This is a genomic window from Enterobacter sp. QK-SA4 (genome assembly GCF_056856775.1).
Genome location: NZ_JBXFXH010000007.1, coordinates 3,608,860 through 3,631,889, shown reverse-complemented (window position 1 = coordinate 3,631,889; position 23,030 = coordinate 3,608,860). Strand labels below are relative to the sequence as shown.

Here is a 23,030-nt window from a genome sequence, read left to right as displayed (position 1 = left end):
CTCCCGTATAATGAACTGGTCAGTAGTTGACCGGAGTAACGCTTTTCGCTAACTGTTATGAAGGTTAAACCTTCCATCAAGGGGAAGGTCAAGGGGGAAATGTGAATATCAGTGACGTGGCAAAAAAAACCGGCTTAACCAGCAAAGCGATTCGCTTTTATGAAGAGAAGGGGCTGGTGACGCCGCCGCTGCGCAGCGAAAACGGCTACCGCAGCTACACGCAGCTGCATCTGGATGAGCTGACGCTGCTGCGCCAGGCAAGACAGGTCGGTTTTAATCTGGAAGAGTGCGGCGAGCTGGTAAATCTGTTCAACGATCCGAAGCGTCACAGCGCCGACGTGAAAAAACGCACGCTGGAAAAAGTGGCCGAGATTGAACGCCACATCATTGAGCTGCAGGCGATGCGCGAACAGCTGCTGCAGCTCGCGGAATCCTGTCCGGGGGATGACAGCGCCGACTGCCCGATTATCGACAATCTTGCCGGCTGCTGTCATCGTAAGGCTTCTGCTTAGCAGGCTTTCACCCGCAGGGTAATGCCTTCCACCGCAATGACCTCAACCCGCGTGCCGGCGCTGAGGTCGTCGTCGGCGACCACCGGCCACGAGCTGTCGCCCACGCGCATGTGCCCGCGCCCGTTTACCAGCGCGGTGTCGAGCGTAAAACGCTTGCCGACAATCTGCTGTCCGCGCTGGTTGAGGTGCGCGTCCAGCGGTTTTTGCTCGTTAACCCGCCGGTTTAGCCAGCGCCACCACAGCCACGCGGCCACCAGCGTCAGCACGGCAAATAGCGCACCCTGCCACGCCCAGTCCAGCGGAAGGATCCAGACCAGAAGGCCCGTAATGACGGCGGCAACACCGCTCCAGAGCAGGTAGCCGTTGCCGCCCAGCATCTCCGCCGCCAGCAATAAGCCGCCGAGGCTTAGCCAGAAGGCATGAGGATGTGCAGCGATCAGCTCAATCATTTTTTACGCTCGTTTCCGCTGTCTTTGATCAGTTCGGCAATACCGGCGATAGAGCCCATCAGGCTGCTGGCCTCCAGCGGCATCATCACCACTTTGCTGTTGTTCGCGGAGCCAATCTGTTTTAGCGCGTCGGTATATTTTTGCGCGACAAAGTAGTTCACGGCCTGGATATCACCGGCGGCGATTGCCTCGGAAACCATCTGAGTGGCGCGGGCTTCCGCTTCTGCCGAACGTTCACGCGCTTCTGCCTGTAAAAACGCGGACTGACGATCGCCTTCCGCTTTCAGGATCTGCGACTGTTTTTCACCTTCCGCTTTGAGGATCTCCGCCTGACGCACCCCTTCGGCTTCCAGAATGTAGGCGCGCTTGGTTCGCTCGGCTTTCATCTGGGCGTTCATGGAGGCGATCAGCTCAGCCGGCGGACGCACGTCGCGGATCTCGATACGGGTGACCTTGATCCCCCACGGGTTGGTTGCCTCATCGACAATGTGCAGCAGGCGGGTATTGATGCTGTCACGCTGGGAAAGCATCTCGTCCAGCTCCATCGAGCCGAGCACGGTACGGATGTTGGTCATCGTCAGGTTGACGATGGCCAGCTCCAGGTTGCTGACCTCATAGGCCGCTTTCGGCGCATCAATCACCTGAATAAAGCAGACGGCGTCGATGGTGACGTTGGCGTTATCCTTGGAGATGATCTCCTGAGAAGGAATGTCCAGTACCTGTTCCATCATGTTGATCTTGCGACCAATCCGGTCCATGAACGGAACAATCAGGCTTAAGCCCGGCTGGAGGGTATTGGTGTAGCGACCGAAACGCTCGACGGTCCACTGATAGCCCTGAGGGACAATTTTGACGCCTGCGCCCACGATAACCAGCGCAACGAAAATAAGGACAGGAACAACGATAAGCATAAAAACCTCCTGTTTTGCATGCTGTGATGAGTGAAAGTGTGTGTTTATTGCTCGTAAGTATAGGTAAAGTCAAAGATGAATCCATCACCCGCTTCGGCAATGGCTTTCGATAATCCCTGGTAGTACTTCTCCAGCCCCAGCGCTTCGATACGCTGGATCTGTTCGCGGATAGGGGCGCAGAACAGAACGGCATTCCCCGCTTCTACGCGTTTGTTATTGGGAGGAAGGTCGCCCGCGATGGCCTTGAACCACGTCCTGATACCCTGCTTTAAATTATGCGGCGCTTTAGTCAGGTTATCCATGCCCGTCAGGACCTGCAGGGTGGGAAACTCATCTGCCAGCACGGCGGTTTTCATGCGCGCAAAGAACTGGCTGAACAATTCAAACGATCCCAGATCGGTCACGCGCGGTTTGGTCGTTTTGCCGTTTTTATTGCCGATTTTCCCTGCGGCTGACGCTGCGGCCGGAACCGCATTCACCTTTTCCAGCTCCAGTCCGAATAACAAATTACAGTGCGCACGGCGCTCTTTCAGCGGGTAGGACATCAGCACGTCAATGAATTGGGTGGCCTTTACATCCGCAAGATCGTGGTTGATAAGCCACTGGGTACGAGAAAATTCAGCCGGAGAGACGAACCAGTCGGGTACTTCATTGAAACGTTTTGATTTTCCCTTGCCGTCAAATTCCAGGAAGTGTGTCCCGTTGCCGAAGGCGAAATAGCAATTTTTGAAACTGCCAATCGTGGTGTTCACGATGAGCGCCTTCTTAACAAAATCCACCACCTCTGCACCAATGACAAAACGCGTGAGTTCCGAAGATTTGATGACTTCCATTAATGTTTCGACATCAGGAACACCAGGCTTCAGGGAAGGAAACTCATAAAAGATATGTGCCATGCTGCTTACTTCCTGTAGTGATGGTGGAGACAAATGACAAACAAAAAGTTTAACACTTGCTTTAGCGTGAGGCTATTCGCTCTGTGCGCACGAAAGGATTATGCTACAGGCGGTTATTACACGAAGCGGTTAACGGAAGCGTAATGAACGATAAAAAAGAACTATTACATCTCAGGGATATCGGATTTCGTGCCGGAGAAAACATTATTCTTCAGCACGTCGGGTTTAGCCTGTCGCCGGGCGAGTTTAAATTAATCACGGGCCCTTCAGGCTGCGGTAAAAGCACGCTGCTGAAAATTGTGGCCTCACTCCTCAGCCCGACGGAGGGCACCCTTCTGTTTGAAGGACAGGATATCGCAACACTGTCCCCGGAAAACTATCGCCAGCAGGTCTCCTACTGCGTGCAAACCCCCGTGCTTTTTGGCGATACGGTTTATGACAACCTGATTTTCCCGTGGCAAATCCGCAATAAAACGCCGGAGCCGGAAAAGTTTATCAGCGATCTGGCCCGCTTTGGTCTGGCGCAGGAGACGTTAACCAAATCCATCGCTGCGCTGTCGGGCGGAGAAAAGCAGCGCGTCTCGCTGATCCGCAACCTGCAGTTTTTACCGAAGGTGCTTTTGCTGGACGAAATTACCAGCGCGCTCGATGACGTCAACAAACGCAACGTTAACGAGATTATTCATCGCTACGCCCGGGAGCAGAATATTGCCGTGCTGTGGGTGACGCACGACGCTAATGAAATAACCCATGCGGATGACGTGATTACGCTTCAGCCGCACGGCGGGAAAATGCAGGAGGCTAACCGTGGGTGAGCATAACATTACCAATGAATCACTGGCGTTTTCGATGGTGCTGGTGCTGATTGCGATTGTGGTCAGCTACCGGGAAAAGCTGGGGCTGGAAAAAGATATTGTGTGGAGTATCTGCCGCGCGGTGGTTCAGCTCATCATCGTCGGCTATGTGCTGAAGTATATTTTCAACGTCAACCACGCTGTGCTGACGCTGCTGATGGTGCTCTTTATCTGTTTCAACGCGGCGTGGAATGCGAAAAAACGCAGTAAATATATAGATAAGGCGTTTATCTCTTCGTTTATCGCTATTACCACCGGGACGGCGCTCACGCTGGCGGTGCTGGTGCTCTCCGGCTCGATTGCCTTTACGCCGATGCAGGTTATCCCTATCTCCGGGATGATTGCGGGGAACGCCATGGTGGCCGTTGGGCTGTGTTATAACAATCTCGGCCAGCGATTCAGCAGTGAACAGCAGCAGCTTCAGGAGAAGTTAAGCCTGGGAGCGACGCCTAAAGTGGCCTCGGCGCGGCTGATTCGTGAGAGCATTCGCTCATCGCTGATCCCAACGGTCGATTCAGCCAAAACGGTGGGGCTGGTGAGCCTGCCGGGCATGATGTCGGGGCTGATTTTTGCCGGTATCGATCCGGTAAAAGCGATTAAGTATCAGATCATGGTGACGTTTATGCTGCTTTCCACGGCAAGCCTGTCAACCATCATTGCCTGCTACCTGACCTATCGGAAGTTCTACAACGCGCGCCACCAGCTGGTGGTGACGCAATTAAAGAAAACGGGTTAAGCCTGTTTTGTAGGCCCGGTAAGCGTTAGCGCCACCGGGCTTTTTTTTGTTAGTACAGCAGCGCGTAAAGCTGACGACGATACTTCGACGCCAGCGCGTCTCCGGTGCCCAGCGCGGCCAGAATTTCCTGGAACATCTTACGCGCCTGACCGTCTGCGGCTGCCAGGTCTTTTTGCAGGTGGCTGAACAGCAGCTCCAGCGCCTCTTCGTTACGCCCGACCTGGTGCAGCTGCAGCGCCAGCTGGCTTGCCAGCGCAGCGTCGGCCGGGTTGTCGGCAACCTGCTGCTGCAGCTGCTGAATTTCCGGGGTGTCCGCGGCCTGTTTCAGCAGCTCAATCTGCGCGACCAGACCCTGATAGCGGGTGTCCTGATCCTGCAGCGGAACCGTTTTGAGTACGGCTTCCGCGTCTTCTGAACGGTGCAGGGCGATCTGCGTTTCCGCAAGCAGCAGGCCGATCTGGCTATTCTGATTCGACAGCTGCCACGCCTCTTTGAGCAGCGGCAGCGCCTCGTCGTATTTACCTTCCTGCATCAGCGCCATGCCTTCCTGCGCTTTCAGCTCTTCTTCGCGCGGCAGCACTTTATCCAGCAGGGCGCGAATCGCCTCTTCCGGCTGCGGCCCCTGGAAGCCATCAACGGGCTGACCGTTCTGGAACAGATAGACGGTAGGAATGGCGCGCAGACCAAACTGAGACGCCACCATCGGCTCGGCGTCACAGTCCAGCTTGGCGAGAATGAACTGACCGTTGTACTGGGCAGCAAGGCTTTCCAGCACCGGCGTCAGCTGCAGGCAGTGTTGGCTGCGTTCAGACCAGAAGTAGAACAGGACCGGTTTGGTCATCGACTGTTCAAGGGTCTGTTGCAGGTTAGCTTCTGTAATATTGACGATATTCTGTACGGACATGCGGCTTTCTCTTTTGTCGGTTTGTTCTTTACATGGGGATGAGCGTCGTCGCTTCAACTCAACCGTGCAAAATTTTGTCCATCATCCGGCCCGGCAGCAGGCGCTTTAACCAGCCTACGGCGTGGGTGACCAGCGTTACCGGATAGCGCATTTTGGGATGTTCACTCTCAAAAGCATGGCGCACTTTGGCCACCACCGCCTCTGGCCCGAGGGTAAAACGTGCGGCGATGCCGGGGTTTTCGACTGGCTTATCCGCCTGGGTCTGGTTCACGTTTTCGGTAAAGCGGGTGCGGATCGGGCCGGGTTCAATCAGGCTAACCTTGATGCCGCTGTGGCGCAGCTCCATGCGCAGGGCGTCGGACCAGGCCTCCAGCGCATATTTGCTGGCGGCGTAGGCGCCGCGGCCGGGGGTGGAAATCAGCCCCATCACTGACGATGTCATCACGATGCGCCCTTCACCGTGCGGCAGCATCGCGGGGAGCAGACGCATGGTGAGCTGATGCACGCCGAAGAAGTTGGTCGAAAACTGTTTCTCCAGCGTTTCGCGGGAAAGTGTATCCAGCGGACCATACACGCCGTAGCCGGCATTGTTAAAGAGCCCGTACAGACGATTGTCGGTCAGCGCGATCACTTCATCGGCGGCGCGTTCAACGCTCTCCGGCGAGTCCATATCCAGCAGCACGCCGGTAAAGCCCAGCCCGTTCATGCGTTCGACATCGTCGGGTTTGCGACAGGCCGCCAGCACCCGAAACCCCTGGCGCTTCAGTTCGAGCGCGCTTTCCAGGCCGATTCCACTGGAACATCCTGTAATTAAGACCGATTTTTGCATAACTTTACCTGTCAGGATCTCCGCTTAATCAGGAGTCATGTTTAACTAAAGGAGCCAGCCGCGTTGCCATCCAGTCGGCAATAAACGGCTGAGCATCGCGATTGGGGTGGATCCCGTCGTCTTGCATCCACTGGGGTTTGAGATACACCTCTTCCATGAAAAATGGCAGCAGCGGAATATCAAACTCTTTGGCAAGCTTAGGGTAGATCGCGCTAAAGGCTTCATTATACCGACGACCGTAGTTGGCGGGCAGGCGAATTTGCATCAGCAGCGGCTGGGCGTTTGCCGCCTTAATGTCCTGCAAAATGGTGCGCAGCGTTTGCTCGGTTTGCTGAGGCTGAAAACCGCGCAATCCATCGTTACCGCCAAGCTCCACCAGCACCCAGCGAGGCTGATGCTGTTTGAGCAGCGCAGGCAGGCGCGACAGGCCCTGCTGCGAGGTATCGCCGCTGATGCTGGCGTTGATTACCGACGTCTTGCTCTGCCATTTGTCGTTGAGCAGCGCGGGCCAGGCCGCGCTGGCCGCCATGCGATAGCCTGCGCTCAGGCTGTCGCCGAGAACCAGTAACGTGTCCGCTGCCGCCGCGCGGAAGGTCATCAGAATCAAAAACAGGAAGGGCAAATGCCAGCGGAAAACAGTGTTGAAGTTCATCATCTTAAGAAGTCCGTCGGTCAGGGGGAACACGAGCTTTCCATCCTTACTGGAGTTGAACTCGTTGTCAAACGCGCTGAAACCATCGCGCTGATTGGCGAATCCGGCTCCGGTAAGTCCACGCTGCTGGCGATTTTGGCCGGTCTGGACGACGGCAGCAGCGGCGAGGTCCATCTTGTCGGGCAACCGCTGCATCAGCTTGATGAAGAGGCGCGGGCCGCGCTGCGCGCGCGTCACGTTGGTTTTGTCTTTCAGTCCTTTATGCTGATCCCAACCCTGAACGCGCTGGAAAACGTCGAACTCCCGGCGCTGTTGCGCGGTGAAAACAGCCGAGAAAGCCGGGCGCACGCGAAGGCGCTGCTGGAGCAGCTCGGTCTGGGCAAGCGTCTCGACCATCTTCCCGCACAGCTTTCCGGCGGCGAGCAGCAGCGCGTGGCGCTGGCGCGGGCGTTTAACGGTCGTCCCGAAGTCCTGTTTGCCGATGAGCCCACCGGTAACCTTGACCGTAAAACCGGAGACCGGATTGCCGACCTGCTGTTTTCGCTCAACCGCGAGCACGGCACCACGCTGATCCTCGTGACCCACGATCCTCAGCTCGCCGCCCGCTGCGATCGCCGCCTGCGGCTGGTGAACGGTATTCTTCAGGAGGAGGCATGATTACCCGCTGGTTCTGGCGCGAGTGGCGTTCCCCCTCGCTGCTGATTGTCTGGCTGGCGCTAAGCCTGGCGGTGGCCTGCGTGCTGGCGCTCGGCAGCGTCAGCGACCGCATGGAAAAAGGGCTCAGCCAGCAGAGCCGGGAGTTTATGGCGGGGGACCGGGCGCTGCAAAGCTCCCGCCCGGTGCCGTCGGGCTGGATTGCAGAGGCGCGTAAAGAAGGGCTGAAGGTGGGGGAGCAGATAAGCTTCCAGACCATGACCTTTGCGGGCGACACGCCGCAGCTCGCCAGCGTTAAAGCCGTCGATGATATCTACCCGATGTACGGCGAACTGCAGACCAGCCCGCCCGGGCTGAAGCCCAAGCCCGGCACGGTGCTGCTGGCATCACGTCTGATGGCGCTTCTGAACCTGAAACCCGGCGACAGTATCGACGTCGGTGACGCCACGCTGAAAATCGCCGGGGAAGTGGTGCAGGAGCCCGATTCCGGCTTTAACCCCTTCCAGCTTGCGCCGCGCCTGCTGATGAACACCGCGGATGTTGCGGCAACCCATGCTGTTCAGCCGGGCAGCCGCGTCACCTGGCGCTATAAGTTTGGCGGCACGCCTGCCCAGCTTGACGCGTACGAAAAATGGCTTCTGCCGCAGCTCAAACCAGAGCACCGCTGGTACGGGCTGGAGCAGGACGAAGGGGCGCTCGGTAAATCTCTTGAGCGTTCTCAGCAGTTCCTGCTGCTTTCGGCACTGTTGACCCTGCTGCTGGCGGTGGCGGCGGTTGCCGTGGCGATGGGGCATTACTGCCGCAGCCGTTACGACCTGGTGGCGATCCTCAAAACCCTGGGGGCGGGCAGGGCGCAGCTGCGCAAGCTGATTGTCGGCCAGTGGCTGATGCTGCTGATTCTGTCCGCGCTGACCGGCGGAATAATGGGGCTGCTGTTTGAAAAACTGCTGATGGTGATGCTGAAGCCGGTGCTCCCGGCCGCCTTGCCGCCGGCCAGCCTCTGGCCGTGGCTGTGGGCAATGGGCGCAATGACGGTGATTTCTCTGCTGGTGGGGCTACGCCCCTACCGCCTGCTGCTCGCGACGCAGCCGCTACGCGTGCTTCGCAACGATGTGGTGGCGAACGTCTGGCCGCTGAAGTTCTACCTTCCGGTGATTATTGCCGTGGCGGTGGGGCTGCTGGCGTGGCTGATGGGGGGCAGCACGCTGCTGTGGGCGGTACTGGCCGGGGCGGTTGTGCTGGCGCTGCTGTGCGGCGTGCTGGGCTGGATACTGCTCAACGTCCTGAAGCGGCTCACGGTGAAATCCCTGCCCGTGCGCCTGGCGGTCAACCGCCTGCTGCATCAGCCGTGGTCAACGCTCAGCCAGCTGTCGGCGTTTTCGCTGTCGTTTATGCTGCTGGCGCTGCTGTTAGTGCTGCGCGGCGATCTGCTGGATCGCTGGCAGCAGCAGCTTCCCCCGGAAAGCCCGAACTATTTCCTGATCAACATTGCCCCTGAGCAGGTCACGCCGCTGAAGGGCTTCCTGTCGGAGCATCACATTATCCCTGAGTCGTTCTATCCCATCGTGCGCGCGCGTCTGACGCGGATCAACGGTCAGCCAACGGAGGGGAATAAGGACGAGTCGCTGAACCGCGAGCTGAACCTGACCTGGCAGGAGAAACGCCCTGACCATAACCCGATAACTACGGGCACCTGGCCGCCGAAAGCGGGTGAGGTTTCGATGGAAGAGGGGCTGGCGACGCGGCTGAACGTGAAGCTAGGGGACAGCGTGACCTTTACCGGCGATACCCAGGATTTTACCGCGAAAGTCACCAGCCTGCGTAAAGTTGACTGGGAAAGCCTGCGGCCCAACTTCTTCTTTATTTTCCCGCCGGGGGCGCTGGACGGGCAGCCGCAGAGCTGGCTGACCAGCTTCCGCTGGGAAAACGGCAACGGCATGCTGACCCAGCTCAACCGGGAGTTTCCAACGGTCAGCCTGCTGGATATCGGGGCGATCCTGAAGCAGGTAGGGCAGGTGCTGGAGCAGGTGAGCCGCGCGCTGGAGGTCATGGTGGTGCTGGTGACGATCTGCGGCGTGCTGTTGCTGCTGGCTCAGGTACAGGTGGGCATGCGCCAGCGCCATCAGGAGCTGGTGGTCTACCGCACGCTAGGGGCCGGAAAGCGGCTGCTGCGGATGACGCTCTGGAGCGAGTTTGCGCTGCTGGGGCTGGTGGCGGGTCTGGTAGCGGCCATTGGCGCGGAAACGGCGCTGGCGGTGCTGCAGACAAAGGTCTTTGACTTCCCGTGGGAGCCTGACTGGCGTCTCTGGTTGACCCTGCCTCTGTGCGGCGCTGCGCTGCTTTCCCTCTGCGGCGGCTGGCTCGGCACGCGGCTGCTAAAGGGCAAAGCCCTGTTCCGGCAGTTTACGATTTGATTTAGAAGAGTGATAGTTGCGCGCCGGGATTTAATACCGGCGCGTAATGTTTTAATAGCACAAAGTGATAATACCCACTCATTTAGTAGCACAAAACATTAAAAACCCGACCCCACAGCCCGATTATTTCCAGTTAATATTCACCCGCTAAATATTTAGCAGCGTGTCTATTAAGGAAAAATAATGACTATAAAAAAATCAGCGCTGGCGGCAACGATCGGCGCGGCAGTGGCATTGACTACCTTCGCTTCTCAGGCGGAAATCACCGTTCTTAAGCAGGATCCTCAGGCGGGTAACCCGCTGAGCCGCCTGAACTTTACCGTTGGCGGCAGTATTCGTCCTCAGTTCCAGAACATGACCGGCGACGATGGTAAAAACAGCTACAAGCGTAACGGCTTTGACGGCGGCACCCGTTTCCGTTTCGCGGCTGATTACTATCTGTTTGATGACATCAGCTGGATCAGCTACTACGAGCTGGGTGTCAATATTCCTGCGCAGTTTAACTGGGATCACCACTACGCCGACGGCGCACACGACACCACGCGTCGTATGCTCTACACCGGTCTGAAGAGCGACACCTGGGGTACGCTGACCTTCGGTCAACAGAACAGCGTTTACTATGATGTGGTGGGCGCGAAAACCGATATCTGGGACTACGACATGATCGGTCAGGCTCCGGGTAACGGTATCAACGGCGATTACGACGGATCTTACCGTTCACGCCAGATGCTGAAATATAAGAAAACCGTGGGTGATGCCGACATTTATGCATCCTACCTGTTTGAAGACAGCGAATACCTGCCGGGCAACGGCCTGCGCTACAAGCGTAAAGGCGGCGGCTCGCTGGGTCTGGATTACCACCTGACCACCGACCTGACCTGGGGCGCGGCGTGGAACTACACCCGCGCGGACATGCGTAACCCGGACAACGGCGACAGCAAAACCTACGACCAGAACATCCTCGGTACCGCGCTGAGCTGGACGCCGGACAACTGGACCTTCTCCGCAGGCGGCGGCTGGTATCAGAACTTCCTGACCACCAAAAAAGTGTCTGTTAACGACTACTTCGCCGGTGATGCATGGGGTATTGAATACTTTGCGGGCTACAAGTTCCCAATCGGTCAGTACGCGGTCAAATCCATCCAGCCTTACTTCATGGGTGACCGTATTGAGTACGTGAACGGCCGTAACTACCAGCGCATCGACAACGGCGTGGGTATCAGCTTCCAGCTGGATTACGGCTTCCGCGTGGATTACGAACACGTGTTCACCTCCAGCACCGACAATCTGGGCGACATGAACCTGGTGCGTCTGCGTTACGACTTCTAAGTCGTTTTGTAGGGTGCGGCATGATGCCCTCACCCTGACCCTCTCCCACGGGGAGAGGGAACAAACATTAAAAACGGCAACCCTGGTTGCCGTTTTGCTTTTACCTCGCCATCCGACTTTATTTTAGCGATCAAGCCACTCAGCAATCTCTTCGTACGTCCCGCGATAGACAATCTTCTCCGCTTTTTTCTCCAGCTGATAGCCGTACATAGGGTCGTAATAGTCCTTCAGCAGCGGCGCAAGCCAGCTGAAGTGCGCCTCTGTGCTGCCGGAGCGTTGCTGTTCCAGCAGCGCGGAATCTAACAGCGCGGTGAATTCTGCATACCGCTGCAGCCCCAGGCGGCGGCGAATGGCGAACAGGCCGTGGTGCAGGTACTCGCTGTACTCCCTCCAGCCTGCTTCCTCGCCGTAGGCGGCAGAAAAGTCCGCCCACATGTGATCGAAATACTCTTCGCGCAGGCGCTCAAGACGGACGTCAAACGGGTCTTCGACGACAACGATAGGGGCTTCAACCATGCGGTCGCGCAGGCACTCCGGCAGATGGTTGGAGCCAATCATCCGGCCTTCATCTTCCAGCACCCAGCGCGCGGCGTCTTTTTTCAGGAGCTCAGCCGCAAGGTGATTTTCAAAGCTCGCCTGGGAAAGCTGCGGCGTGAGCGTGCGGCCAAACGACGAACCGCGATGGTGCGCCAGCCCTTCCAGATCGATACCCTGAGCGTGCTGCTTCACCAGCAGGGTTTTACCGTTTCCGGTGCAGCCGCCAATAAGCACCATCGGCTTTTGTGACTGCTCGATGGTCACCTGAATCGCCGTCTGACGCAGGGCCTTATAGCCGCCGCGGATCAGAGGGTAGTTGACGCCCGCCTCTTTCAGCCAGGCCTGAGAGATATGCGAGCGCTGGCCGCCGCGCGCGCAGCAGAGAAAGCCCTCAGGATGGCCAAGGCTGGCCTCGCGCCAGGCGTTGATGCGTGCCTCACGCGTCTCGCCGCTCACCAACTGATGGCCGAGCGCCAGCGCGGCCTCGGGGCCCTGGCGTTTATAGCAGGTACCGACGGCGGCGCGCTCGTCGTCGTTCATTAAGGGCAGGTTGATCGCCGCAGGCATCGCGCCCTGGGCAAATTCGATCGGCGCGCGAACGTCGATTAAAGGGGTATCAGACGCGAGGATCGCGCGATAGTCCGTTCCATCGTTCATGGTTATTCCAGAAGAAAACTCAGCAGCAATGGGCGGGGATTGTACGCCGGGGAAGGGGAAGGTCAACTCCCCGGCGCAGATGTCTTACTTGAGCTTTGACTGTGCCCAGACAATACCGCTCGCATATTCCGGCGGCAGGAGCGGGATCATGGCTTCCAGGGTGGCGCTCAGGCGGCCCGTGTCGCTGTCGTTCAGGTTCAGGTGACCGACCTTACGACCCGCGCGGACCTCTTTGTCATACCAGTGCAGATGCACGAGCGGCAGCTTCAGCCAGTCGTAGTTCAGATCGGTGCCGATCAGGTTGATCATCACCGACGGGCTGTTCACCACCGGCTGCGGCAGCGGCAGGTCGACGATCGCGCGCAGGTGCAGCTCGAACTGGCTGATGGACGCGCCGTTTTGCGTCCAGTGCCCGCTGTTGTGCACGCGCGGCGCAAGTTCGTTGATCAGCAGACCGGACGGGGTGATAAAGCACTCCATCGCCATGACGCCTACATACCCGAGTTCGTGCATGATGGCAGAGAGCATATCTTCCGCCTGCGCCTGCTGGTCAGCATTGGCGTGCGGGAAGGCGACGCTGGTACGCAGAATGCCGTCCTGATGCAGGTTATGCGTCAGCGGATAAAAGACGGTATGCCCGTTGTGCCCGCGCGCGCCAACCAGCGACACTTCACCGCTAAAGTTGATGCCCTGCTCAACGATGCACTCGCCGTAGCAGTCGTCCGGCAGTTCTGCCGTTTCATCTGCACGCAGGCGCCACTGGCCGCGGCCGTCGTAACCGCCCACGCGGCGCTTCACGATTGCCAGCTCGCCCAGCATCGCGAAAACGTCATTCCACTCGCTTTTATCGGACAGGAGCTGCCACGGCGCGGTCGGCAGACCGAGCTTGTCGAACAGCTGCTTTTGCGTCAGACGGTCGGCGATGATCGGGAACACGTCGCGGTTAACGAAGGCGTTATGACGCGCCAGCTCGCGGGTCAGAGCCGTTTCCGGCCAGCGTTCGATCTCGGCAGTGATCACGCTCTGGTGGAACGGTACGGCTTCCGGTTCGGCGTCCAGCCCGACGGGCCAGACGGCAATACCCAGCGGCTCACCGGCCTGACGCAGCATGCGGCCTAGCTGGCCGTTACCGAGGACGCAAACCTGCTTCATGCCGCACCCCGCGGGTCCGGATTGTCCAGCACCTCGTCGGTCTGGGCTTTACGCCACTCCGCCAGACGCTGGTGTAATGCTTTATCGTGCGTCGCAAGAATTTGCGCCGCCAGCAGGGCGGCATTGGCAGCACCCGCTTTACCAATCGCCAGCGTGCCGACAGGAATACCGCGCGGCATCTGGACGATGGAGTAGAGGCTATCCACACCGCTTAACGCGGCGCTTTGGACCGGAACGCCCAGTACCGGCACCAGGGTTTTGGCGGCAATCATGCCTGGCAGATGTGCTGCGCCGCCCGCACCGGCAACGATCACCTCATAACCCTTCTCTTCGGCGCTTTCGGCGAAGCTGAATAGTTTGTCCGGTGTACGGTGCGCGGAGACCACTTCAACATGGTGCGGAACATTCAGGATTTCAAAGATTTCGGCGGCGAACTGCATGGTAGTCCAGTCGCTTTTGGACCCCATCACGATGGCGACACGCGCCGGATTATTGCGGGAAGACATGCGTCTTAAAACTCCTGTGGTGCGAAACACACTGCTTTCGAGGGCACAGAGAATAGCATGTTATACGGGCAAGGAAAACGGTTGCGCGGTTAAAAGGTGAGCAGTTATGGCGAGAAAGCGATAACAAAAAAGACCGCACGATGGCGGTCTTTTATGTGATGTTACTGAAGATCCCCTGCGGACAGGTTCTCGTTGTCGAACGCGCGGCTGACATCGATATGATTTACCATGCTGGTGTCGGCATTCGAGCCTGATTTTGGCACGGAGATGCGATTCTCCGCGGCCTGTGCGCCAGTGGACACCACGACTGCCAGCAGCAGGGTACTTACGATGCTGATGTTTTTCATTCTCTGTTCCTTCCTCATCGTATTGTCGCTGTCGCACGTCGTAGCTGGCGGCACGGCAATCAGGGTTTTTATTTAGTCAGTTCTGCGGTCATGTACACGCGGTTGTTGACCTTCGCGCTCGTGATTTTATAAGAGGCATTCTGCTCGGCGGCCTGCGCGGCAATTTTCGCTTCTGCGCGGTCAAGGGTAGAGGCGGTTGCGCTCACGCTTTGAGCGAAAGAACCGAAAGAAACCAGGGAAAGAGCGGCAACTGCAACGAAAGTTTTGATGGATTTCATGGTCGTATTCCTTAAGTATTTTATCTGGGATAGGGCGTGTTGCCCTGATGTGATAAATAATAAGCCGACCACGGGCTGATTAAAATCGAAACAATTTGCCGATATTGTTCAAAAAAATAGAATGATAGTGTGAGGGATTAGAACGGAAACGCGATCAGCTCCACGCCCTCTGGCGTGACTTTGACCATGGAGCCTTCGGTGTGCCAGGCACCCAACACCACGCGATGGGCCGCTTCGCCGTTGGCGATAAGGGAATGGACGTCCGGACGGTGCGTATGACCGTGGATCAACCACTGAACGCCATGCTTTTCCATCACGCTCACCACGGCCTGCGGGTTCACGTCCATGATGGTCAGGGATTTGCTGCTGTTGGCGGCTTTACTGCCCGCGCGCATTCTGGCGGCGATGCGGTTGCGGATAAACAGCGGCAGCGCAAGGAACACCTTTTGGATCCACGGGGTGTGGACTTTGGCGCGAAACGCCAGGTAGCCAGTATCGTCGGTGCAGAGCGTGTCGCCGTGCATGATCAGGACCCTGCGGCCATAGAGATCGAGCACCTGCTCTTCCGGCAGCAGCGTCATGCCGCTTTCGCGGGCGTAGCGCTTGCCGATCAGGAAATCACGGTTGCCGTGAATGAAGTAGCAGGGAACGCCGGAATCCACGAGGGCGTGAATGGCGGCTGCCATTTCACGGTGCAGCGGGTTAGGGTCGTCGTCGCCAATCCAGGCTTCAAAGAGGTCGCCCAGGATGTACAGCGCATCGGCGCTTTTCGCTTCACCGCGTAAAAAACGCAGAAAACCGGCGGTTATCGCCGGTTCTTCTGTTTGCAGATGCAGATCCGCAATAAAGAGTGTCGCCACGAATTACTCGCTGACGGTCACGCTTGTAATCACAACGTCTTCTTTAGGAACGTCCTGGTGCATACCGCTGCGGCCAGTAGCGACGGCTTTGATCTTGTCAACCACGTCCATACCTTCAACCACTTCTGCGAATACGCAGTAGCCCCAACCCTGCAGGCTTTCGCCGGAGAAGTTCAGGAAGTCGTTGTCGGCCACGTTGATGAAGAACTGCGCGGTGGCAGAGTGCGGAGCCTGAGTACGGGCCATTGCCAGCGTACCGCGGGTGTTTTTCAGACCGTTGTTCGCTTCGTTTTTGATCGCTTCTTTGGTCTCTTTCTGGTTCATGCCAGGTTCAAAACCGCCGCCCTGGATCATAAAGCCGTTGATCACGCGGTGGAAAATGGTGTTGTTGTAGAAACCTTCGCGGCAGTAGTCCAGGAAGTTTTTAACTGTTTCAGGCGCTTTGTCATCAAAGGTTTTGATTACGATATCGCCATGATTAGTGTGGAAAGTAACCATTTTTGCATCCTGTTCCGTTATTGTGGTACGTCGACCCGCGTTCGGGTCATCTATAGGGGCTTGTTATAGCATAACCACAGGATGCGATCACCTTGCATTGTGTGCTGCTTCGGGTTTGAATTACGGGTAGAATAGCCGGTTTTCAACCACACACGTGTTTACATGGAATCTTCGATGTTAAAAATCTTTAATACAATGACGCGCCAGAAAGAGGAATTTAAACCTATCCATGCCGGGGAAGTCGGCATGTACGTGTGTGGTATTACGGTTTACGATCTCTGTCACATTGGCCATGGCCGTACCTTTGTCGCTTTTGACGTGGTGTCACGCTACCTGCGTTTTCTGGGCTACACCCTTAAATACGTGCGTAACATCACCGACATCGACGACAAAATCATCAAGCGCGCAAATGAAAACGGCGAAAGCTTCGTTGCGCTGGTCGATCGCATGATCGTCGAGATGCATAAAGATTTTGACGCCCTGAATATTCAGCGCCCGGACAGCGAGCCGCGCGCGACCCACCACATTCACGAAATTATTGAGATCACCGAAAAGCTGATCGCACGCGGCCACGCGTACGTTGCGGACAACGGTGACGTGATGTTTTCCGTGCCGACGGACCCAACCTACGGTGCGCTTTCCCGTCAGGATCTGGATCAGCTGCAGGCCGGGGCGCGCGTTGACGTAGTTGACGTGAAGCGTAACCCGATGGACTTCGTACTGTGGAAAATGTCCAAAGAGGGCGAGCCAAGCTGGCCATCCCCGTGGGGCGAAGGCCGTCCGGGCTGGCACATTGAATGTTCCGCGATGAACTGCAAGCAGCTGGGCAAGCACTTCGACATTCACGGCGGCGGTTCGGACCTGATGTTCCCGCACCATGAAAATGAAATCGCGCAGTCCACCTGCGCCCACGGCGGCGAGTACGTTAACTACTGGATGCACTCCGGCATGGTAATGGTTGACCGCGAGAAGATGTCTAAATCGCTGGGTAATTTCTTCACCGTGCGCGACGTGCTGAAGTATTACGATGCGGAAACCGTGCGCTACTTCCTGATGTCCGGCCACTATCGCAGCCAGCTGAACTACAGCGAAGAGAACCTGAAACAGGCGCGCTCGGCGCTGGAGCGTCTGTACACCGCGCTGCGCGGTACCGACAGATCAGTTCCTGCTGCGGGCGGCGAAGCGTTCGAAGCCCGCTTTGTTGAGGTGATGAACGACGACTTCAACACCCCGGAAGCGTACTCCGTGCTGTTCGACATGGCGCGCGAAGTAAACCGCCTGAAGTCAGAAGATATGGCCGCGGCGAATGCGCTGGCATCCCATCTGCGTAAGCTCTCCTCCGTGCTCGGCCTGCTGGAGCAGGATCCGGACGCGTTCCTGCAGAGCGGTGCGCAGGCGGATGACGGTGAAGTGGCGGAAATTGAAGCGTTGATCAAAGCGCGTCTGGAAGCGCGTCAGGCAAAAGACTGGGCGGCGGCAGATGCGGCGCGTAACCGTCTGACCGAGATGGGCATCATTCTGGAAGATGGCCCGCAGGGAACGACCTGGCGTCGTAAGTAATTTTCCCCTCACCCTAACCCTCTCCCGCAGGGAGAGGGAATTGTTAGGTTTTCTCCCTCTCCCCGTTGGAGAGGGCCGGGGTGAGGGCATCAGCGCGCACGTTTCCTCCACCACAGCAACCCCATCAGCACGACTCCCGGCAGCCACACCCACAGCAGTTCTGACACGATCACCTGATGCCCGTACGGCGTGGTATAGCGCGACAGCGCAAACGGCGCGACCTTAATGACCTGCCACGGCGCAAAGAAGCGTTCATCTGACCACGGCCACAGCCAGCCGACGCCTTTCCCGCCCGTGGTAATCGAATCCAGCAGGCTGTGCGACAGCAAAGACACGGTTAAAAACAGCCAGCACCGCGCCAGGCTGGCCCGGAACCATCGTCGGCCAATCAGCACGCAGAGTATCGGCACCACAAAGGCGAACAGCAGGGAGTGGGTAAAGCCGCGATGGCCAAAAACATTGCCGTACGCGACGCCGAACTTGAACGCCAGCACGTCGGCATCCGGCAGCATGGCGAGGACAATCCCGGCAAACAGCAGGCGGGGAGGAATCACTTTGGTTCCGAAGCCTAAGCCCAGACAAAGCGGAACAGCGGCGTGCGTAATAACGGTAGGCATTGCGATTATCCATGGCAAATCATGGAAATATAGCAGCAATCCCGCGCCGGCAGATCCGCGTCAAATTCTTATTTTTACGCCGACTCGCGTGCGATAAGCTGCCCGGAAAGCGTAATGCGCTGGGTTTGCAGCGTCGGCTCCTTCAGCGTGCGAATAATCAGCCCGGCAGCCTGACGCCCGGTCTCTTCGCTGGCGGACGACACGTAGGTGAATGACGGCGAGGTGAGGTTAACGTGGAGCATATCTTCGAAACCGACCAGCGCGACCTGCTGCGTCAGAAACACATCTTTACCCACCGTTCGTCCCACCTGATGAATACCGGAGATGGAGCCGATCATGGCATCCGGAGAGTGGCAGAGGAGGGCGGTGATGGTGTTGTTTTTTTCCAGCAGCTGGCGGGTGGCGAAACCCGCAGCCAGGGTGTCATCGCTGCAGGCCGGAGAATATTCATCGCGCCAGACCAGCCCGTTCTGCGTCATCGCGCTGCGAAAACCGAGCAGGCGCTGTTCGCGAATAAGGCAGCCTTCACGTCCGCCAATGTAGGCGATATTGCGATGGCCGCGCTCGATAAGATAACGCACCGCCAGATTTGCCGCCTGACGGTTATCGCGCATCACCAGATTGCATTTTTCATCCAGCAGCGACTGCGAGACCACCACCAGCGGCAGCGGGCAGCGGCGAATCTGCTCCGGCAGGGTAGACGTGCGGGTATCGGAGGCCAGATAGATAACCCCGGCGACGCCCTGCTGCTTAAACGACAGCAGGCAGCGCTCAAGATGGTCATGGTCGTTCTGGGGCTGGCCGAGAAAAACCATATACCCCTGTTTTTCAAGATCCTGGACGATGCTCGCCATCACCTTGATGGAGAAACTGTCGCTAAAGTCACGGAGGATCAGGCCAATCAGATTGGACGTGTTGGCGCGGAGATTGGCAGCGGCAACGTTATGAACATAGCCCAGCGTATTGATGGCAGCGTTGACCTTCTCGATCGTTGCCTCTGAGATTTTCCCTTTCTGGCGCAAAACCAGCGAGACGGTTGAGACCGACACGCCCGCGTGCTTTGCGACATCAATAATGCTGACTTTCTTCAAAACCGCTCCCTGAAATTCACCGATTATCAGTCAGATACGACAATGCGTCTCCCAGACTACAGGAGACGCGTCGTTCAGGCATCTTATTATTTGCCGATCATGGTGGACATGGTCTGGGCGATAAACTGTGCTCTGGCACCGAAAATCACCTGAATACCGTTGTCGCCGACGAAGACCACGCCGCGCGCGCCGAGTCCGTTCAGGCCGTCTCTGTCTACCACCTCGCTTTTTGCGACTTCCAGGCGCAGGCGGGTGATACACGAGCCGACGGAGTCGATGTTATGCGCCCCGCCCAGCAGGGTAATGATCTCGGTCGCGAGTTCTGAATCAGACTTATCATCCGCGTTGGCGGTCACTTCAGTGCGGCCCGGCGTTTTCACGTCGAAACGACGGATCACAAAGCGGAACGTGAAGTAATAAATCAGGCCCATTGGAATGCCGATGATAATCGCATTCAGGAAGTTGGTCTGATAACCGTTAAAGGACGGCAGGATCCCGAATGACAGATAGTCGATAAAGCCCGCGGAGAAGGACTTGGCGATATGCGCATGCAGCAGATACATGGTCATGTAGGCCAGGCCCGCCATGATGGCGTTAAAGACGTACAGAATCGGCGCCACGAAGATAAAGGTAAACTCGACCGGTTCGGTGATCCCCGTCAGGAAGCAGGTCAGCGCCGCAGAGAACAGAATACCGGCCGCGATTTTCTTATTCTTCGTATGGGCTTCGTGATACATCGCCAGGCACGCGGCGGGCAGCGCGAACAGCATCAGCGGGAATTCGCCCTGCATGAATTTACCGGCATTCTGGTAGGTGTCGCTGCTGAAGGATTTCACTCCTTCTTCCAGCATCTTGAACCAGATGGTCTGGTCGCCGTGGATCACCTGTCCTGCCTGGGTGGTATAATCCCCGAACGAATACCAGAAGGACGGATACCAGATGTGGTGCAGGCCGAGCGGGATCAGCGCGCGCTCTACCAGACCGAAGATAAAGGTCGACGCCGCCTGATTATCGCCGTTAACCACCACGGAGAGCGCGTCGATACCGGCCTGGATATGCTGCCACACGTACGGCAGCAGCAGACCCATCAGGAACGAGAGGAACGCCGTTGCAATGGCCACGAAGCGCTTGCCGGAGAAGAAGCCCAGGAACTCCGGCAGCTGCATGGTGTGGAAGCGGTTATAGCACCAGGCCGCGAGAATACCGCAGATCAGGCCGCCGAAGACGCCCATCTGCAGCGTCGGGATGCCGACGACCATGGCGTATTTCCCGCCCTGGGAGGCCATTTCCGGCGTGATGCTCAGCACGGTGCTGATGGTGATATTCGTGACAAACACCGACACCGCCGCAGACAGCGCGGCGATACCGGATTCTGACGCCAGACCCACGGCGGAGCCAATGGCAAACAGCATCGGCAGGTTATCAAAGATAACCCCGCCCGCGTTCATCATCAGCGGCAGATGGAACTTATCGCCGAAGGCCAGCAGCAGGCCCGCAGCGGGAAGCAGTGAAATTGGCAGCATTAAGGCGCGACCAATCATCGATAACTTAGACAGCGATTTAACAAACCCTGATATCAGACTCATGCTGATTTCCCCCGAGTAGCGCTTTTTTGGCGCTGTTATTGTAAGTAGAACGTTTTAGTAGAACGTTCTACTTATCGTGGGCAAAGAGTGAAAAACGCGCAACAGAATTTTCATATTTCAACAGATGAAATAGTGATTATTTGAAGTTGATCGATAAATAACCGCGATGGGTGTGAGGGGATTTAATATTCCCTCTCCCTGTGGGAGAGGGTTGGGGTAAAGGCATAAAACGGCTCAGGCCGTAACGGTTACGCTCTGTCCTTCAAAGCTCACGGTCTGACCCGCGACAATCTTGCAGCGCTTGCGCGTTTCTACCACGCCGTCGACTTTTACTCGCCCGTCGGCGATCACGATTTTCGCCTGCGCACCGCTTTCGCTCCAGCCTTCCAGCTTCAGCAGATCGCACAGCTCAACGTGCGGGTGTTTACCTAATGAAAAAGTCGCCATCTTACGCGTCCTCTACGTCGTGATATTCTTCGCACGCCTGCAGCGTGTTCTGAATCAGCGTTGCTACGGTCATCGGGCCTACGCCGCCCGGTACTGGGGTAATGTAAGAGGCGCGAGCCGCGGCGTCTTCGTACACTACGTCGCCGACCACTTTGCCGTTTTCCAGACGGTTAATCCCAACGTCCACGACAATCGCGCCCTCTTTGATCCACTCGCCCGGAATAAAGCCCGGCTTGCCGACCGCGACGATCAGCAGATCGGCGTTCTCGACGTGGTGACGCAGGTTTTTGGTGAAGCGGTGGGTCACGGTGGTGGTGCACCCGGCCAGCAGCAGCTCCATGCTCATCGGGCGGCCCACGATGTTGGAGGCACCGATAACCACGGCGTTCAGACCGTAGGTGTCGATGTTATAGCGCTCCAGCAGAGTTACAATGCCGCGCGGCGTACACGGGCGCAGGCGCGGCGCGCGCTGGCACAGACGGCCAACGTTGTACGGATGGAAACCGTCCACGTCTTTATCCGGTGCAATACGCTCCAGCACCTTCACGTTGTCGATGCCTGCAGGCAGCGGCAGCTGAACCAGAATACCGTCGATCTCTTTATCGGCATTCAGGGTGTCAATAAGTTCCAGCAGCTCTGCTTCGCTGGTGGTTTCCGGCAAATCGTAAGAGCGGGAGACGAAGCCCACCTCTTCACACGCTTTGCGCTTGCTGCCGACATAAATTTGCGATGCCGGGTTGCTGCCAACCAGCACAACGGCCAGCCCGGGGGCGCGTTTTCCGGCAGCTTTACGCGCCTTCACTTTTTCCGCGACCTCAGAGCGCACCTGCTGCGCAATCGTTTTACCGTCAATAATCTTTGCTGCCATCAGAGAGAAGATTCCGTCTGTAACGTTTGAAAGGGGGGATGGCGTGTATTTTGTCAGAAGCGAGCGTCGCTGTCAGTCACCCTTTACGCGTTTTTATCAGGGAGACGCAAAAACCCTTCTTAGGGGATGGTCAATTTCTTAGGCGGTATTAGGATGTGACCTGGCGAAATGGCAGCGTTTTGACATATTTAAAAAACGCGTCCTGAGCTACTTTGTCTCCTCCGAAATAAGCTTTCAATTAATCAATTGAACGTATTTCTTATTCCCGATTATTCGCGGGAAGGGTTATTTACATTTTAAAGGAATAGACATGAAACTCAGCAACATTGCTTCTACTGTTATTGCTACTTTGGCCCTGGTTGCAGGTGCCGCAAATGCAGCAGATCCTGCTGCGCCGGTTTCCGTTAATGGCGGTACCGTACATTTTAAAGGTGAGCTGGTTAACGCGGCTTGTTCAGTAAATACTGATTCTTCCGAGCAGACCGTTAATCTGGGCCAGTATCGTACCGCGAAATTTACCAAAGTGGGCGACACCACCTCTAATATTCCATTCAACATTGAACTGAATGATTGCGATCCGCTGGTTGCCAAAACTGCCGCTGTTGCGTTCACCGGTCAGATCGACCCAACCGACAAAACCCTGCTGGCCGTGACCTCCGGTAACAACGACAACACCGCGAAAGGCGTGGGTATCGAGATCCTCGACAGCAAATCCAGCGTTCTGACCCCAGACGGTGCGACCTTCTCTGCTGCGCAGACGCTGATCGAAGGGACGAACACCCTGAAGTTCACCGCGCGTTACAAATCAACGGCTGCCACCACTGAGCCAGGCCAGGCGAACGCTGACGCCACCTTCGTAATGAAATACGAGTAATTCCTCCGCACA

Annotated in this window: 26 protein-coding genes; 8 read left to right on the top strand and 18 right to left on the bottom strand. The window is 57.1% G+C overall.

Translation table 11 applies throughout. The features are described 5' to 3' along the window. The first annotated feature begins 101 nt into the window (after positions 1-101). Positions 102-512: a Cu(I)-responsive transcriptional regulator gene (gene cueR, locus AC1VYI_RS19170; protein WP_023310618.1), complete on the top strand. Its 411-nt coding sequence runs from the start codon at positions 102-104 to the stop codon at positions 510-512. On the opposite strand, the gene AC1VYI_RS19165 is transcribed toward cueR, so the two are convergent. The 3 genes from AC1VYI_RS19165 to AC1VYI_RS19155 are packed head-to-tail and all read right to left on the bottom strand — an operon-like array spanning position 509 to position 2,768. Beyond that, entirely contained in the window at positions 509-961 is a 453-nt protein-coding gene (locus tag AC1VYI_RS19165) for an NfeD family protein (RefSeq protein ID WP_023310619.1), read from the bottom strand. The genes cueR and AC1VYI_RS19165 overlap by 4 nt on opposite strands. After that, a complete protein-coding gene (locus AC1VYI_RS19160; protein ID WP_023310620.1) occupies positions 958-1,872 on the bottom strand; it encodes an SPFH domain-containing protein in 915 nt (304 codons plus the stop codon). The genes AC1VYI_RS19165 and AC1VYI_RS19160 overlap by 4 nt, the downstream gene beginning before the upstream one ends. Positions 1,873-1,916: 44 nt before the next feature. Beyond that, entirely contained in the window at positions 1,917-2,768 is an 852-nt protein-coding gene (locus AC1VYI_RS19155) for a hypothetical protein (protein WP_134866727.1), read from the bottom strand. Between the two features lie 143 nt (positions 2,769-2,911). Here AC1VYI_RS19155 and fetA point away from each other — a divergent pair, with 143 nt between their 5' ends. Together fetA and fetB are read left to right on the top strand one after the other, a co-directional pair. Beyond that, entirely contained in the window at positions 2,912-3,583 is a 672-nt protein-coding gene (gene fetA / locus AC1VYI_RS19150; RefSeq protein WP_134866726.1) for an iron efflux ABC transporter ATP-binding subunit FetA, read from the top strand. Next, positions 3,576-4,358, top strand: a complete 783-nt coding sequence (gene fetB / locus AC1VYI_RS19145; protein ID WP_023310623.1) for an iron efflux ABC transporter permease subunit FetB — start codon at positions 3,576-3,578, stop codon at positions 4,356-4,358. The genes fetA and fetB overlap by 8 nt, the downstream gene beginning before the upstream one ends. 49 nt (positions 4,359-4,407) lie before the next feature. Here fetB and AC1VYI_RS19140 read toward each other — a convergent pair whose 3' ends face one another. The 3 genes from AC1VYI_RS19140 to tesA are packed head-to-tail and all read right to left on the bottom strand — an operon-like array spanning position 4,408 to position 6,743. Beyond that, a complete protein-coding gene (locus AC1VYI_RS19140; RefSeq protein WP_023310624.1) occupies positions 4,408-5,262 on the bottom strand; it encodes a co-chaperone YbbN in 855 nt (284 codons plus the stop codon). A gap of 58 nt (positions 5,263-5,320) precedes the next feature. Next, entirely contained in the window at positions 5,321-6,091 is a 771-nt protein-coding gene (locus tag AC1VYI_RS19135) for an SDR family oxidoreductase (RefSeq protein ID WP_014882827.1), read from the bottom strand. A 28-nt stretch (positions 6,092-6,119) separates the two neighbouring features. Continuing rightward, a complete protein-coding gene (gene tesA / locus AC1VYI_RS19130; RefSeq protein ID WP_032661743.1) occupies positions 6,120-6,743 on the bottom strand; it encodes a multifunctional acyl-CoA thioesterase I/protease I/lysophospholipase L1 in 624 nt (207 codons plus the stop codon). Here tesA and ybbA point away from each other — a divergent pair. The 3 genes from ybbA to AC1VYI_RS19115 all read left to right on the top strand — a co-directional run bounded on the left by ybbA (position 6,714) and on the right by AC1VYI_RS19115 (position 11,140). Continuing rightward, complete coding sequence (gene ybbA, locus AC1VYI_RS19125) at positions 6,714-7,400, top strand: putative ABC transporter ATP-binding protein YbbA (protein ID WP_023617272.1); 687 nt, start codon at positions 6,714-6,716, stop codon at positions 7,398-7,400. The two genes, tesA and ybbA, sit on opposite strands and share 30 nt — an antisense overlap. Continuing rightward, positions 7,397-9,811: a putative ABC transporter permease subunit YbbP gene (ybbP, locus tag AC1VYI_RS19120; protein WP_226483447.1), complete on the top strand. Its 2,415-nt coding sequence runs from the start codon at positions 7,397-7,399 to the stop codon at positions 9,809-9,811. Before ybbA ends, ybbP begins: the two co-directional genes overlap by 4 nt. Before the next feature lie 183 nt (positions 9,812-9,994). Beyond that, a complete protein-coding gene (locus AC1VYI_RS19115; protein ID WP_023310628.1) occupies positions 9,995-11,140 on the top strand; it encodes a porin in 1,146 nt (381 codons plus the stop codon). 123 nt (positions 11,141-11,263) lie between these two features. Here the strand turns inward: AC1VYI_RS19115 and mnmH are convergent, their stop codons facing one another. The 7 genes from mnmH to ppiB form a co-directional block, all read right to left on the bottom strand. Further along, a complete protein-coding gene (gene mnmH / locus AC1VYI_RS19110; protein WP_134866725.1) occupies positions 11,264-12,334 on the bottom strand; it encodes a tRNA 2-selenouridine(34) synthase MnmH in 1,071 nt (356 codons plus the stop codon). Positions 12,335-12,418: 84 nt separating this feature from the next. After that, entirely contained in the window at positions 12,419-13,486 is a 1,068-nt protein-coding gene (gene purK, locus AC1VYI_RS19105) for a 5-(carboxyamino)imidazole ribonucleotide synthase (protein ID WP_045356447.1), read from the bottom strand. Then, positions 13,483-13,992, bottom strand: coding sequence for a 5-(carboxyamino)imidazole ribonucleotide mutase (gene purE, locus AC1VYI_RS19100; RefSeq protein ID WP_134866724.1), 510 nt, complete (start codon positions 13,990-13,992; stop codon positions 13,483-13,485). The genes purK and purE overlap by 4 nt, the downstream gene beginning before the upstream one ends. Positions 13,993-14,153: 161 nt before the next feature. Beyond that, positions 14,154-14,339, bottom strand: a complete 186-nt coding sequence (locus tag AC1VYI_RS19095) for a hypothetical protein (protein ID WP_134866723.1) — start codon at positions 14,337-14,339, stop codon at positions 14,154-14,156. A 68-nt stretch (positions 14,340-14,407) separates the two neighbouring features. Next, a complete protein-coding gene (locus AC1VYI_RS19090) occupies positions 14,408-14,617 on the bottom strand; it encodes a YdgH/BhsA/McbA-like domain containing protein (protein ID WP_023310633.1) in 210 nt (69 codons plus the stop codon). 137 nt (positions 14,618-14,754) lie between these two features. After that, positions 14,755-15,477: a UDP-2,3-diacylglucosamine diphosphatase gene (gene lpxH / locus AC1VYI_RS19085; protein ID WP_134866722.1), complete on the bottom strand. Its 723-nt coding sequence runs from the start codon at positions 15,475-15,477 to the stop codon at positions 14,755-14,757. A 3-nt stretch (positions 15,478-15,480) separates the two neighbouring features. Then, complete coding sequence (gene ppiB, locus AC1VYI_RS19080; protein WP_023310635.1) at positions 15,481-15,975, bottom strand: peptidylprolyl isomerase B; 495 nt, start codon at positions 15,973-15,975, stop codon at positions 15,481-15,483. Positions 15,976-16,149: 174 nt separating this feature from the next. On the opposite strand from ppiB, the gene cysS reads away from it, so the two are divergent. Beyond that, positions 16,150-17,535 carry a cysteine--tRNA ligase gene (gene cysS, locus AC1VYI_RS19075; RefSeq protein WP_045400770.1) on the top strand — a complete coding sequence of 462 codons (1,386 nt, stop codon included), beginning with the start codon at positions 16,150-16,152 and terminating at the stop codon, positions 17,533-17,535. 89 nt (positions 17,536-17,624) lie between these two features. Here the strand turns inward: cysS and AC1VYI_RS19070 are convergent, their stop codons facing one another. The 5 genes from AC1VYI_RS19070 to folD form a co-directional block, all read right to left on the bottom strand. Then, positions 17,625-18,152, bottom strand: coding sequence for a metal-dependent hydrolase (locus AC1VYI_RS19070; RefSeq protein WP_134866721.1), 528 nt, complete (start codon positions 18,150-18,152; stop codon positions 17,625-17,627). A 74-nt stretch (positions 18,153-18,226) separates the two neighbouring features. Continuing rightward, complete coding sequence (malI, locus tag AC1VYI_RS19065; RefSeq protein WP_023310638.1) at positions 18,227-19,243, bottom strand: Mal regulon transcriptional regulator MalI; 1,017 nt, start codon at positions 19,241-19,243, stop codon at positions 18,227-18,229. An 86-nt stretch (positions 19,244-19,329) separates the two neighbouring features. Then, the gene (locus tag AC1VYI_RS19060; RefSeq protein ID WP_023310639.1) at positions 19,330-20,829 is read right to left on the bottom strand and encodes a PTS transporter subunit EIIC; all 1,500 of its coding nucleotides are present in this window, start codon (positions 20,827-20,829) and stop codon (positions 19,330-19,332) included. A 234-nt stretch (positions 20,830-21,063) separates the two neighbouring features. Beyond that, the gene (ybcJ, locus tag AC1VYI_RS19055) at positions 21,064-21,276 is read right to left on the bottom strand and encodes a ribosome-associated protein YbcJ (RefSeq protein ID WP_023310640.1); all 213 of its coding nucleotides are present in this window, start codon (positions 21,274-21,276) and stop codon (positions 21,064-21,066) included. A 1-nt stretch (position 21,277) separates the two neighbouring features. Next, positions 21,278-22,144, bottom strand: a complete 867-nt coding sequence (gene folD, locus AC1VYI_RS19050; protein WP_008499332.1) for a bifunctional methylenetetrahydrofolate dehydrogenase/methenyltetrahydrofolate cyclohydrolase FolD — start codon at positions 22,142-22,144, stop codon at positions 21,278-21,280. Between the two features lie 310 nt (positions 22,145-22,454). Between folD and fimA the strand changes: the two genes are divergently transcribed. Continuing rightward, the gene (fimA, locus tag AC1VYI_RS19045; RefSeq protein ID WP_023310641.1) at positions 22,455-23,018 is read left to right on the top strand and encodes a type 1 fimbrial major subunit FimA; all 564 of its coding nucleotides are present in this window, start codon (positions 22,455-22,457) and stop codon (positions 23,016-23,018) included. Positions 23,019-23,030 lie beyond the last annotated feature (12 nt).

Bases quoted from the DNA above. Each gene is read 5' to 3' on its own strand.
- AC1VYI_RS19165 (WP_023310619.1), bottom strand. From the start codon at position 961: ATGATTGAGCTGATCGCTGCACATCCTCATGCCTTCTGGCTAAGCCTC.
- AC1VYI_RS19160 (WP_023310620.1), bottom strand. From the start codon at position 1,872: ATGCTTATCGTTGTTCCTGTCCTTATTTTCGTTGCGCTGGTTATCGTG.
- AC1VYI_RS19155 (WP_134866727.1), bottom strand. From the start codon at position 2,768: ATGGCACATATCTTTTATGAGTTTCCTTCCCTGAAGCCTGGTGTTCCT.
- fetA (WP_134866726.1), top strand. From the start codon at position 2,912: ATGAACGATAAAAAAGAACTATTACATCTCAGGGATATCGGATTTCGT.
- AC1VYI_RS19140 (WP_023310624.1), bottom strand. From the start codon at position 5,262: ATGTCCGTACAGAATATCGTCAATATTACAGAAGCTAACCTGCAACAG.
- AC1VYI_RS19135 (WP_014882827.1), bottom strand. From the start codon at position 6,091: ATGCAAAAATCGGTCTTAATTACAGGATGTTCCAGTGGAATCGGCCTG.
- ybbA (WP_023617272.1), top strand. From the start codon at position 6,714: ATGCCAGCGGAAAACAGTGTTGAAGTTCATCATCTTAAGAAGTCCGTC.
- tesA (WP_032661743.1), bottom strand. From the start codon at position 6,743: ATGAACTTCAACACTGTTTTCCGCTGGCATTTGCCCTTCCTGTTTTTG.
- ybbP (WP_226483447.1), top strand. From the start codon at position 7,397: ATGATTACCCGCTGGTTCTGGCGCGAGTGGCGTTCCCCCTCGCTGCTG.
- AC1VYI_RS19115 (WP_023310628.1), top strand. From the start codon at position 9,995: ATGACTATAAAAAAATCAGCGCTGGCGGCAACGATCGGCGCGGCAGTG.
- mnmH (WP_134866725.1), bottom strand. From the start codon at position 12,334: ATGAACGATGGAACGGACTATCGCGCGATCCTCGCGTCTGATACCCCT.
- purK (WP_045356447.1), bottom strand. From the start codon at position 13,486: ATGAAGCAGGTTTGCGTCCTCGGTAACGGCCAGCTAGGCCGCATGCTG.
- purE (WP_134866724.1), bottom strand. From the start codon at position 13,992: ATGTCTTCCCGCAATAATCCGGCGCGTGTCGCCATCGTGATGGGGTCC.
- AC1VYI_RS19095 (WP_134866723.1), bottom strand. From the start codon at position 14,339: ATGAAAAACATCAGCATCGTAAGTACCCTGCTGCTGGCAGTCGTGGTG.
- AC1VYI_RS19090 (WP_023310633.1), bottom strand. From the start codon at position 14,617: ATGAAATCCATCAAAACTTTCGTTGCAGTTGCCGCTCTTTCCCTGGTT.
- ppiB (WP_023310635.1), bottom strand. From the start codon at position 15,975: ATGGTTACTTTCCACACTAATCATGGCGATATCGTAATCAAAACCTTT.
- cysS (WP_045400770.1), top strand. From the start codon at position 16,150: ATGTTAAAAATCTTTAATACAATGACGCGCCAGAAAGAGGAATTTAAA.
- AC1VYI_RS19070 (WP_134866721.1), bottom strand. From the start codon at position 18,152: ATGCCTACCGTTATTACGCACGCCGCTGTTCCGCTTTGTCTGGGCTTA.
- AC1VYI_RS19060 (WP_023310639.1), bottom strand. From the start codon at position 20,829: ATGAGTCTGATATCAGGGTTTGTTAAATCGCTGTCTAAGTTATCGATG.
- ybcJ (WP_023310640.1), bottom strand. From the start codon at position 21,276: ATGGCGACTTTTTCATTAGGTAAACACCCGCACGTTGAGCTGTGCGAT.
- folD (WP_008499332.1), bottom strand. From the start codon at position 22,144: ATGGCAGCAAAGATTATTGACGGTAAAACGATTGCGCAGCAGGTGCGC.
- fimA (WP_023310641.1), top strand. From the start codon at position 22,455: ATGAAACTCAGCAACATTGCTTCTACTGTTATTGCTACTTTGGCCCTG.